A 13,119-nucleotide genomic window follows, 5' to 3' on the forward strand; every position below is an offset into this window, starting at 1 on the left:
TTAATTAAATTTTATTATTTAATATTTTTAATTTAATTTCATTATGTATTCATGTACCATTTTTTGATTGTAATCACTATTGTCATCATATCCGCCACAATAGAAACTAAAATGTTCAGATTGTAAATACTTTATTGTTGTCTCTTCTGGTTCAAATTGTCCTTCAAATCCATAGCAAGAACAATGACTTCCATATGTATGATAATACTCTCCATCTTCTCTGTTCTTTAAAAGAAAGAATGAATTGCTATCACATCCCCATGAACCTACACTTTCATATGCTATTAATATATCGTATTTGTCTACTTCTTCTTTTGTGGTTTCGTAGTCTTCAATTAAATGCTCTCTAACCTCACTGTCTGTCATATCTTTTAAGTCCTCTAAGAATAATTGTCTTTTTTCAAAATAATTCATTTTTAAAACCTCCATTATTTAATATTTTTAATTTAATTACTTAGCCAACACATCAGATTTATGTAGTATTAATAAATTGTCATAAAATTCTTTTCCTACTAATTTAATAAATTTATTCTTAGCCTTTTCTGTTTCTAAAAAGAATGGCTGCATATGCCAAGTTATATATTTTACTATTTCTAATAAATCTTCTTGGCTTACTCTTTGCAAATAAAATAATGAATCATATGCTGAAACTAAATGATGTTGGTAATAATGTGCTATATCTGTATTTTCACCTTTGGTATTTTTGAATTCTTTAGTAAATCTTTTTCCTATATCATGATAGAGTGCTGCTATATTTAATGTAAAATCATTTTTTAATTCTTCACATATCATAGAACATTTTTGACAATGCCTTCCTATAGTCAATGTATGGTGTGGATTATCTTGAACAATATTGTTCAACCCATTTTGACCATTAAACAATATATGAGTATCAAAATCATTAGGATCAAAATTTTTAATTATATGTATTTTATCGAAACCCTCATAATACTGAGGTATAAAAATGTTTTTATACATTCTTTTAATAACATGCTCAGGTACTTTTCTATCTCTTATATTATTTTGTTCTAAACATCTCTCATATGGAGTAGCCATGAAATAACATTCTTTATAACAATTTATTTTATTTAGTTCAATTAAGAATGCCTTACGCATTTTGTAATTTATATTTGTGGCATCATACACTACGCTTATGTCATTTTTCAGATGTTCTTTTATTCTCTTATGTATTTCGATAAATAGTTCTGTATTATGCTCTGTATCATTTACATTTTCATATAATTCTTCTCTCATACTGTCAGAGGATATTATTACTGCATTTTCTTTCTTAGATATTTCTTTAGCATAGGTTGATTTTCCGCTTGCAGGAAGCCCAATCATCATAATTAATTTTGGCATATAGTATTCACCTCCATTAATTCTGATTTAAAATTAAACTTCATAATATTTAATAAAACCTTATTCAAAATGTCTTCGACTACTTTATTTATCATAGGTTTATTGCTATCCATATAATCATTTTTAATCTTAACAGTTTCCTCGGATAACATCTTAGCTATTTTCCTTGCTTCTTCCAACGAATGAATACCCTTCTTTACCGCTATTAGATAATCTGTATTTTTAGAAATTAAACAATCTTTGTACGATTCACCACTAATGTATCTTTGAATAAATTCATTAAGCCTGATAATATGATGAAGTTGCTTTGGATCATATCCAAATTTTTTAATTTTTTCTATGGTAGCAGGATATGGGTGTTCTAAAGCTTTATATTTTTCTAGACTCATACCACTAATACAATTAACTGAAGCATAATTATTATAACGAGCTATCATTTCGTTGTTATCAAGTAACTCTTGGAATAATGCTGCATACTTGGGATTAATAATCTTATATTTAGTAAATAATATTTCTATAAAATTTATATTTTGCTTTTTGAAACAATCAAACATTAATCTAATATCTTTCAAATCAATATGTTCATTGTTTTCAAGAACATGAGTTGTACTTACCATTTTATTATTTAATACAAAGTCATTGAACTTTGGTAAAATAATTGCTTTACAATCAATATCACTACCCTCATAATCTAACTGGTAGTTTTGGCTTCCTTGCAGGAATATCCCAACGATTTCATAACCCATTTCAACAACAACATTGTAATTCTCTTGTAATCTGTTCATAATTCTACTATATTTGTCCATTCTTATCCCTCCAAATCTGCAAATAATGCTGAATAGTCCTCACATATTCCTAAGTCTTTTAATTTTTTATAACCATTGGAACTGTTTTTTAAAACATTAAAATTTCTATTTAGGTATTTACATCTTACATATCCTTTTATTTTATCTGGGCAATTATTATCCACCCATATCATAAATGTTTTCTTATCATCTCTCGGTGATTTTGAAAAGCATTCTTCTATTAGCATTTCAATTTCACATTTATATTCAAATATTTTATTAGCTATAGATTGTACCCTATTTTTATAATTTTCTGGAACTTTGCTAATCATATCATCGTATTTACCATCTGCTATATTTTCAATAATAACGTTCACAGAAGATAATTTATCTAATAATCTATGAAGTTTGATATAATCGTCACATTTGATTTTTACTTTATGATATGAACTCCTATTCTCGATAATATTTAAAATCCATCCTTCCTTTTCATTTGCTTTTACTTCTTTGGATAATTCCATGATTTCTTTGAAAGTTCGATTTTCAATTTTAGCCATTGGAACATTATATTTTTGAGCAATTTCATTTATTGTTTTATAAGAAAATTCATGTCCTGTATAAACATTTCTAATTCCAATTAGGTATAAACCCTCTTCTTCTTTTGAATATAGAACTACATGAGCATCTTTTAAACTTATGTATTCAAATATAAAAGTTAAATCTGGATTTTCTTTAATCATTTTCAAATGATTCTCTGTGAGTTTGCTGTATCCGTCTTTTAACCTCCATGAGTCGTCAGGATTTAAAGCCATACTACCTGCCATGAAAGCTTCCTCATTGTACCATCTAGCACTTTGCATAGAGCCATCAAGCTTATCAGTTATTTCTATTGCTTGAGCTTCTTTAATTTTGTTCTCGATTTCCTTTAAGCTATTCTCTTCTACTTCATCCAAATTGAAGAATTTTCTAAAGGGAGTTAAAACTAGTTGTTCTTCATCTAAGTCAATTACAACACTTCGGCACTCTCTATAAATACTATCTTTATCAGTCCACATTGACTCTTGCATATCTGCAATGCCATATCTTATGAGTAAAAATTCGTTGCATTGATTTATCTGCAAGCATTCAAAAACATCATTATATTCCTTCTTATTTAATTTCATTAACCATGTTTCAAAGTCTAACGTATCCAATCCATATGTATTTTTATAATCTTTCTTAATTTTCATTACTAGCTGAAATGGTTTGTTCCATTCAAACATTAAAATCCCCCTCTTTAATTTTAATAAAATCTGAATTCTAATTAAAATAAATTACATCCATCATTTCTAAACTTCATTACTTGTTGTTGATACTCTTTGCTCGTCCATCCTTCTTTCTCACACGTACATTTTTTACACAGATACTGCCTACTATCTTCAGTATTTTCAAATCTGCCGTTAAGCTTTAAAAACAATGCAACTTCATCAGGATTAAGCTTTTTACCACAAGCACAAATTTTATTGAAATATTTTGCTGCTATTTTATAAGACACCCCTTTTATATCTGCTAATTGTTGAACTCTTTCTGGTGTAGCTTTTAATTGCATTATTTCGTATTCTTTACTTACACCTTGCTTCCATTTCCCATTTTGATATTCTTCTAAAGTCCATTTTAACCTATTCTCTACATTCTTAACTATATAATTCTGCCTTACTGCATCCATCCATCTTTTCCAAAGTAAAGGAAAATAGTGTTGAGTTAGTATATCTGTATAATCTGATTGGTTAGGACATATTAAGCAACCTACTCTTTCATATCCCAAATTATATAATGGATTAAAATCTAATTTATTGTGTAATATATATAACCAAACAAATTCATCGTGCCATTCTACCGCTGGTAAAAATCTAACCCAATTCTTCGGTACAGCAGCTTTTTGACCTCTACTTTGTTCATATACTTCATTTAAGTACCAATCATAGTCAGCCCTTTTCTTCGATTCATATTTCCTCATGCCTAAAAATATTATGTATCCTTTATTTTTATCTAAGATGGTTTTTAATTTGCCATGTTTAAATTGGTCACAACAAGTTCTTGATAGAACAGTAGGAATATAATGCTTTTTAACATCTTTTAACCACTTATACCATCCAATCTTAGGATTTATAAACTGATGTTTTTTATTAACATTATTCTTTTTTATTTGTTTATATGTTTGAGGAGCTTCATTTGATGAATTAAAAGTGTCAACCATATCATCTAATGGATCTAATTTAAGTTTAGTTTCAGCTTTATCTACTATGACATTAGTTAATAAGCTATCTTTTCCCCCAGAATCGCTCCTTCTTTTTTCATAGTTTGGGAACTTTTCTATGCACTCTATTGTTTTTTCAATGCTTTCTTTTTCTAAGTTCTCAATAAATACCTTATGCTTTTCATATTCTTCTTCCCATGTTAAGTTAACTATATCTTGAGTTTTATTTTTTCGTATTTGTATTGTAACTATATTATTCTTTATATCTATTATTTTATTATTTTTTAATAGAATTTTGTTATTTTTAACTGTGAAAGTTACTATTGATATAGAATCACAATTTAAGTAAATTCTATTCCCATCTCTCCAACAGTTATCTGGTAATTTTATTCCTAAACTTTCTTCTAAAAATAATTTTTCTTCAATAAATATCGGTTTCACTATCCTTCACCTTACTCAACTCATATTGCCTATGAATTAGGTAAGGACAAAGCCATTCTTTATTAAATTGATTTTCCCAAAACAGGTGTATTATTCAATTTAATTCAACATACGTTGAAGGTGTGTCTTTTTACGTCTTTAACCTATTTTACTTCGCTTATGTTACATGGCTAATGTAACCATAAACTATGACAACCTGTCTTACAGGATTAGAAGTCGTGAAACTATTAATATGTTATATATTTATATAACCCAAACATTGACTACCAAGAAACTTTACATTTGATATTTGTCTATGCTCGTTTTTATTATTGTACTCTATTACCCACTGTTGTAATTCTTGCTGCATGTTGACTTCTGGATTTAAGGTATCTAATAAAAAATATTTCTCACCATCCTTTATATTTCCCTTGTTAGTTGTATATTCATAATTTACCTTATAAAAAGTAAAATTTATATCTTTAGCTTTATTTATGATCTGCTTTGGATGCACTGTATTTAAAGTATCTTCTATTAACTTTAAATTATAACTAACCAGTTCAATCACCTCCCTTCAAAATATTTTTTTATATTTATTAATTAACTTCTGAAGACTGGTATAGGAGGTGTATGTACATATCCTGACCAAATATCTTCATATGATTCTCTTGACTTTGGAATTGCTACCTTACTTCTTTCTTTTAAATAATTTATCAAGAATTCACTCTCTTTGATATTTATTATATCTTCAAATTTAATATTTTGAATATTATCTAATGAAGCTACCTTGCATATGTAAACTAAATTACTTATAAATTCCATTGTTGCTATAAAAGTGCTATACTTCAATGTTCCTTTAAATAATCTAAATTCTATTGTGTCTTTGTGGTCTAAATTAAGCATGTTATATTTAGAATTCGTCATATAATTTCCTTTCCCTTTTGCTTTTATTAATAGCTCAAACATACTTTCATTTTCTTTTATCCCAAATCTTCGAGAAAAGCGATTGCTTCCACGCCTAGCAATCTTCACTACTTCATCCCAGTATTTTTCAATTAAGTATAAAACTTTGGTTATACATAAATCTTGAGTAGTAGGATCTTTACTAAAATAATCTCTATTTACGTGAATGTGATAACCGCAAGTTTGTGTGTCATGTGATTTATATCCTTTATGTATTAATTCTGTAAACAGCTCTTGATATGGTAATTGTTTATGATAATTTAAGCTACATGGGTGTGTTGTTATTTCTAGTCCATTAGTTAAACTACCATCACTCATTATGTAGCAATTCTCTTCACCTAAAAATTCTTGTATATATTTAGCTGTTTCTTCACTTTTGCCACCATTGTCAATTTCTAATTCAATGCCTAGATATAAATTGTCATTATCGCCTACAGTTTTATTAAAATTGAATTTTGTTGGCTTATAATCGTATGATTTTATATAACGTGGATCATCACATGAGTCATTACATGTTTCGCCAAAGATTGCGGTAAAACTTCTCCTATAGGAATGGTCAGAATAAGAATCTAGATAAGAATCTAGTGGCTGTCTCTCTCTTCTACCTCTTCTATCAAGATAACTACTGCAAGAGTCATAGACCCCATCTAAACCCCAATCTATATTTGTAGCTAATAATCCACAACCATCATTAAAATCTGTTCTACTTTCTTCTTCTGTTTCTATTCCTCTTAATCTATTAACTCTATTTCTAATATCATCTTGTGTATTTCTATTGTTATTTCTTCTTTGTCTTAAATTCCAATTAACCGTAGGATTATATCTAGTCACTTAAATCAACTTCCTTTCATATTTTCTATGTTTTATTTCTTCTTTATATAAAAATAAGTAGGTTAATTCCTAACCTACTTTTAGTCTACTACTATTTACCAACTATGTCAACTATTAATTTAATATTTTTATAGTTAAGCTGATCTTTTCATTTTATTTTTTATTAACGTTGATAGATATGTTTGTTTTAACGAAACATTAGTGTTTCCTATAGCATATCTCAAAGCTTTGTTTTCCGCACAAAGAACACAATATTTTTTAGCTCTAGTTATCATAGTATATACCATCTCTCTAGTTAGCAATTTATTATAATGTGAATAATCTAAGCCACATATAACATATTTAAATCCTGATCCTTGTGACTTATGAGTTGTAATAGCATAACCTAATTGTATATATCCTATATACATTTTAGGAATAACCACTTCACCTACAGTTTGAAATTTCACAGTTATCATATTAGATTCTGAATCTATATCTGTGACTATTCCCATATCTCCATTAAATATAGGAGCAATTTGCCCATCCATATTGATTGTTTTATAATTATTTTTTACATTGATAACTTTATCTCCTACATAAACAACGTATGGATATTTACTACCTTCATGCAATATAATCTGCTTGCTAGTTTGCTTACACATGCCTTTACATTGACGCTCTCTAATTATTTGTTGTATTGCATTATTAAGTTTATATGTACATGCATCTCCTCTTTCTTTTACGGGTACTATAACTTGTAATTCCATTATATCATCAACTTGAGGAAGAAGTTCTTTGACATATTCTAAAAGTTTAGGTTGTGTTTTTGTTTTTTCTTTATAAACATCCAAAACCAAGTCTTGCAGTTCTCCTCTAATATCTTTACTATCTTGATTGGACTCAGTTATCTGTAGCCCATTTCTTATTTTTAAACTTTCTGAAATTACTGCTGATTTTTGAGCTTGCCTGTGAACTGTAGTTAATTCTACACAATTAATGTATCCACTGTCCATTAAATCCTGCATTATATTACCGACACCTATTGATTCTAACTGACCTGTATCTCCTAGCATTATCAGCTTTGATCCTGTCTTTATCGCTTGTATAAGCTTGTAAAATAGCTCTGCTCCAACCATTGATAATTCGTCTAATATAATAATATCATATGGCAGCATATTAAATTTATTATAGGAAAAACCTTGTGATGGTATAAATCCTAGTAGTCTATGTATTGTATATCCTTCTTCACCAGTGGCTTCAGTTAAATTAACGCTTGCCTTACCTGATAATGCTGTTTGAGCCACTGAGTAATTTCTTAAAGCACTAAGCATACCTGCAACCGTAGATGTCTTTCCTGTACCTGCTCCACCCGAAATAATGCTAATATTATTCTCCAAAATGCTTTTTATCCCATTAAATTGTTCTTCGGTGTATTTCCACCCTTGCCTTTCTTCTGTTTCATGAACATATTCTTCCCAGTCATCATAGACAAAATCATTGTTAGCGGAATTAATTCTTATTATTTCATCTGCAATAGCATTTTCTAATTTATAATATTTCATTAACGACACTTCTGTTTTCTCATCATTAAAATATATTTTAGATTCATCTCTTAGTTGGGCAATAGCCTCTGTTATTATTTCTTGAGGCAGATCCATTCCTATGATATCTTCTATTCCAATTAGCAGAGCATCTGGATATACATAAGTGTTCCCATTATTGGCTTGCTGCGTTAAAAAGTATTGTATGTAAGCTTTAGTTCTATATACAGAAAACTCACCGCAGCCACTTTGTAGTGCCATTTCGTCAGCTTTAGACCATCCAATGCCATCTACTTCATCAGCCAATATGTATGGATTGTCTTTTATTTTATCAACTAAGATGTCAGCTCCACCATAAACATCAACTAATTTTCTTATCATTGTTGTACTCAGTCCTAATCGGTCTAGCTCTATGTATGCAGTGCTGTAATCTTTTGCCTCTTTATATTTTTCAATAATTTTTATAGCAGATGAAACCCCTATACCTTTTACATTACAAAGCTGTTCCACATCTTCGCTTTCTATAATTGAAATTGGCGATTCAAAAGTTTTAAAAAGATTGTCAACTTGTCTCTCTGTTAAAATCTTTTTTAAAAATATCTTTTGAGAATTTATATCATTTAAATCTACAACTTTACTGATATAAATAGATTTATATTGTTTCCCATATTTTTCATCTTCTACTTCTTTTGCTACTAAAGTATATGTATCTTCTCTATTCATCTCACATAGATTACCAGTGACCGTAATCGTTCCCCATTTTGAAGAAGCAACTTCTCCTTCTAATACTTCTTCAACTGAAACGGAGACTATTCCAAAATCTCCGTTTTTTATAGAACTGTCTTTGGGGTAGAACTGTCTATTTAGCTTTATTAAACATTTAATATTTTCACTATTCATTTATATTACTCACCTTGCTTTCTCTCACTTTGTAATATCAATTCACCATTTTCAACCCTCAATATTTTCTGCATAGTATGCTGATAGATACTGTTTTTATATTTCTTCGGTTTAAATTGATCTCCTCTCCTAAAGCCTGTTACCATTAATTTAGTTCCCCTTGTAAACCAACTTCTCTCAATTATTGTTTTTTCACCTGTCATTTCATCACATATGGAAACTTGCTTGTCATAGTGTGCGAATTGCCCACTATATAGCTTTAAATTCACAACTCCATTAGGTGTCAGTAAAGTAACTATATGTTTATTTTTATCTCTATCTAGCACAGTACCCACTATTCTGCTTAGTTTGAATTTAGGGTATTTAAAACCATTTCGTGTATTAAACCCTATTACCTCCGCCTCTTCTGGTAGGTCATTAAAATTAACTATCTCATAGAAATCAGTATCTACATTCTTTAATTCATGTTCGTTATAATAATAATTCATTGATTCCATTTCCCAAGAACTAAGTGTTCCTGACATCAACTCATTCTTTTTCCCTTCAAAAGTTAAATGATTATATAACTCTAAACATTCTTTACTATATAACCATTCAAAGAAAGGTTGCATTAGTTTGTTATAAATGTCTTCAAAAGAATCTTTCCTTTTAGTATTTAATGCTACAGCAATGATCCCGTCCTCGTTATACCTATAATCCTTATCTTCAGACATAAATTCCATGAAATGCTCCTTAAAGAAATTGGTTGCGTAATCCGTTAGTTCATCGTTGTCATCTTTAATTGAATACCATTTAATATTAGATTCCTTATCTTTAAAGTTCTCTAATGATAATAAATATTGTCTAAAATTATAATATTTTAAATATGTATTTAAATTCTGTGGAATTATACCCATATTAATTATCTTAGAAATTGATTTTGTATCCAATTTTGTTCTAGGAGGATAATTTAATCTTACGTAGTTTTCTAAAACTACCTCTCGTGGTTTATTCTCTAATTTATCAAAAGCTCCAGCTTTAATTAATGTCATTGCTTGACTTTGAGAAACCAAAGATTTATTTTGTACTTTGCCTGTTGATAGCGTAACTTGTCTTTTAGTTTCCACCATTTTTTTATGGAAATCCAATAGATTATCAAAAGGTCTATTTTCTATCATCAAGTTTGCAGCATCTACATTTATTCCCATAATACCTTTAAATCCAAATTGTATCTCATTTAATTGTTCATTAGGAGTAAAGCCTATATTAGCTGTATTAATATTAGGTAATGCTATTTTAACCCCTTTGTCTTTAATGTTACTTATAGCAGTTGCAACTTTCCCATATTGAGTTGTCTTTTCTTTTTTGTTATTATCAAATTCTTCATCCTCTGTATCTTCCTGTTCTAAAGCCCCAGACTCTACAAGTAAAACTGCTGTATTCCAATAAATTGAAGGATAATAGTGAATTAGGTTGAGTTGCTGAATAAGAATATAAGTGTATAGAACACCATGAATTACACTAAACCCATAACCTTTTTGCATTGCTATTTGAACATCCCATAAATAATCCAATATCTTTTTAGAAGTTCCCATTTCCTCGCCTTTTTTATAGAATAACTCATGGGCTTCTTTGTATAAGTCTCCCTTTTTCTTTGCGACCCCTTTTCGCAGTTTGTTGCTTTCTACAACTCCAAAATTAGAGATGTTTTCATCCATAGAAATTAGCATCATACGTTCTTGAGTAGAACATACGCCACAATCTTGTTTCAAGTGCTTATCAATTGTATCCATTTCTTTTTCTGAAAGACCAAAATCTTTCATGTCTTGATACCACTCATCAATGTTATTTTTATATCTTACATACATTTCAAGTGGTTGCTCTTTACCATCTTCCACCATAAGTCTCATTAGATTGTTACCGTTAGTAGCTTCTATTAATGAATGAGGTTGTATTGCTTTTATGGCTTGTTCTCCAACTGGGCTGTCAAATTGAAAGGCTGAAATTAAATCTCCTTGGTTTAACTTATCCCACATTTCTATGCTGCTTATATCAATTACGTCTGGATGCAGATACCTATTATATGTTTTTCGCAAAGTGCCTTGCCAATCTATTTTTTTATGTTCCACTAACATTTCTAATGTCACTTGTATCATAGATGCTGTCTTTGTATTAAGAAAATCGTATTTAACATTTCCTACATACTCGCTGTCTTCTAAATTAAATTGTGAAACTATTTCACCACTAGGCGACCTCATTATTGCATTGTGGTCAGTAAAATCACTATTCACTATTAGCACTCCACATGCATGAGAAGAGCGTTTGTTTATTAAACCTTCAACTCCTAATGCTATTTCTAACAAGTTTTTACTTTTGTATTCATCTACTATATTTTTAAATTCTGTTACCCTTTCTCTGTTTTGCTGTGGATTACCATAATAGCAATCGCTTATGCCCCATACCTTCCCACGTTCTACAGGTATAAGTGAACTCAAATATAAGCCTACGTCACTATTAATGCCACATCCTCTGCAAGCAGTTTGTATTGCTGATTTGGCTGTTTCAGTGCCAAAAGTACAAACTCTAACAATGTCTCCACCTATACTCTTATAATATTTTAATACTTCACTAAACACTTTGTTTCTTTTATGTGAAGGTATGTCAATGTCGATGTCTGGTAAGTCTGGTCTTTCTGCACTTATAAATCTAAAGTGTGGCATTTCTATTCCCTGTTTTAAAGGATTTACTTGGGTTATACCTAGTAAATAGTCTAATATATACCCACCTGCACTACCTCTACCTGGGGGAATTATAGCTTCAGCTTCTTCCCAAATTATATCTATATTCTTAACCATCGTTATGAAATAGCCACTTATAGGTTCTTTTTTGAACTCAGAAATTTTTATTATTTCTTTACATTCTAAGTCTATTCTTTCAAACGTCTCTTTGTATTCCTCTCTAGGTATGTTTCTATCTTCTATACCTAATGTAGCTAAATAAATTAAATATCTATCATATATATTGTGTTCGCTGTTCAACATTTTTGTAATATACTCATATTTAGCAAAGCAAGAGTACAGTTCTTTGTCTTTAATCCATGTTTCTTCAACAGGAACTAGTGGAATAGTTTGTTTATTAAATAGGTCGTAGTCTTCAACTTTGTCTGCTATTTCCTTGGTATTATTTATTCCTTCAACAATGTCATTAAAGTCTAAGTAATCTAATGCTTCAAATAGCTCATCAACAGTAAAGAAATGAGTGCTATTATAAAATGCATCAACCTCTCTATTGCCCTCCTCTTCTTCTGAAGATGTTAAAAAAGCTTTATGTATGTTTCTTTCTTTTTCATTTAAATAGTGAGCATCTGTAGTAATTATGTATTTTAATCCATATGCTTTTGCTATTACTAAAGCATACTTGTTATATGATTTTTGCACTCCATCTTGTGATGGTTGAATTTCAATATAGAAGTCTTCCTTTCCAAAAATGTCTATACACCAATTTATAAAATCGTCTATTTCGTATTTTAAATCTTCTTTTCTTTTTTCATCTTCTTCATTTAATATTTCAACTATTTTTCTAGCAAAATAACTCCCTAAACATGCTGTACTTCCTATTAAATGTCCTTGTTCAATCACTATTTCATCTAAATCAGAGTAAAAAGTCGGTACACGATCCATCCCTTTATAGCTAAACATTCTATTCCATGCTTTTGAAGATATTTGTCTTAACATATGATGTCCTTTTGCATCTTTGGCTAACAAAAGGAAATGGTAAAATGGTACATATTCTTTGTCATTAATTTGTTTGTTCATTCCATCTTCATCTACTAAATATATTTCATTCCCTAAAATGCCCTTAAAGTCATTAGGTATAGCCCCCTCTTTTTTAAGTTTTTTTATAGATTGTATGAACTTCACATGACCACTTAAAGATTCATGGTCTGTTAGAGCGATGCCATTTTGACCTAAATTTGAAACATATTTTATCATATTATCAATCTTATTTGTGCTATCTAATAAACGAAGATTTGAATACTCGCTATGTACATGCAAATGGACGAATACATCTGCTAACTCTTTAATAGTTTTATTTACAAACTCTTTTGAGTATGGCATACAAT

General features: G+C 29.5%; 9 protein-coding genes. All 9 read right to left on the reverse strand.

The features are described from left to right. Positions 1–27: 27 nt before the first annotated feature. Positions 28–414: a hypothetical protein gene (locus B3603_RS16945; protein WP_291567089.1), complete on the reverse strand. Its 387-nt coding sequence runs from the start codon at positions 412–414 to the stop codon at positions 28–30. Positions 415–450: 36 nt separating this feature from the next. Then, the gene (locus B3603_RS16950; RefSeq protein WP_291567090.1) at positions 451–1,359 is read right to left on the reverse strand and encodes an AAA family ATPase; all 909 of its coding nucleotides are present in this window, start codon (positions 1,357–1,359) and stop codon (positions 451–453) included. Beyond that, positions 1,347–2,165, reverse strand: coding sequence for a hypothetical protein (locus tag B3603_RS16955; RefSeq protein WP_291567092.1), 819 nt, complete (start codon positions 2,163–2,165; stop codon positions 1,347–1,349). Before B3603_RS16955 ends, B3603_RS16950 begins: the two co-directional genes overlap by 13 nt. 2 nt (positions 2,166–2,167) lie before the next feature. Next, positions 2,168–3,406 (reverse strand): T4 RnlA family RNA ligase, encoded by a 1,239-nt coding sequence (locus B3603_RS16960; RefSeq protein ID WP_291567094.1) that lies wholly within the window; start codon positions 3,404–3,406, stop codon positions 2,168–2,170. A gap of 41 nt (positions 3,407–3,447) precedes the next feature. Beyond that, positions 3,448–4,821, reverse strand: a complete 1,374-nt coding sequence (locus B3603_RS16965; protein ID WP_291567096.1) for a phosphoadenosine phosphosulfate reductase family protein — start codon at positions 4,819–4,821, stop codon at positions 3,448–3,450. A gap of 235 nt (positions 4,822–5,056) precedes the next feature. Then, positions 5,057–5,368, reverse strand: coding sequence for a hypothetical protein (locus B3603_RS16970; protein WP_291567098.1), 312 nt, complete (start codon positions 5,366–5,368; stop codon positions 5,057–5,059). A 32-nt stretch (positions 5,369–5,400) separates the two neighbouring features. After that, a complete protein-coding gene (locus tag B3603_RS16975; protein WP_291567100.1) occupies positions 5,401–6,594 on the reverse strand; it encodes an amidoligase family protein in 1,194 nt (397 codons plus the stop codon). Between the two features lie 134 nt (positions 6,595–6,728). After that, complete coding sequence (locus tag B3603_RS16980; protein WP_291567102.1) at positions 6,729–9,017, reverse strand: AAA family ATPase; 2,289 nt, start codon at positions 9,015–9,017, stop codon at positions 6,729–6,731. Between the two features lie 5 nt (positions 9,018–9,022). Beyond that, positions 9,023–13,114 (reverse strand): PHP domain-containing protein, encoded by a 4,092-nt coding sequence (locus B3603_RS16985; RefSeq protein WP_291567104.1) that lies wholly within the window; start codon positions 13,112–13,114, stop codon positions 9,023–9,025. Between the last annotated feature and the right edge of the window lie 5 nt (positions 13,115–13,119).

The organism is Clostridium sp. UBA2485 (assembly GCF_002341865.1).
In the GTDB taxonomy this organism is placed as follows: Bacteria; Bacillota; Clostridia; order Clostridiales; family Clostridiaceae; genus Clostridium_J.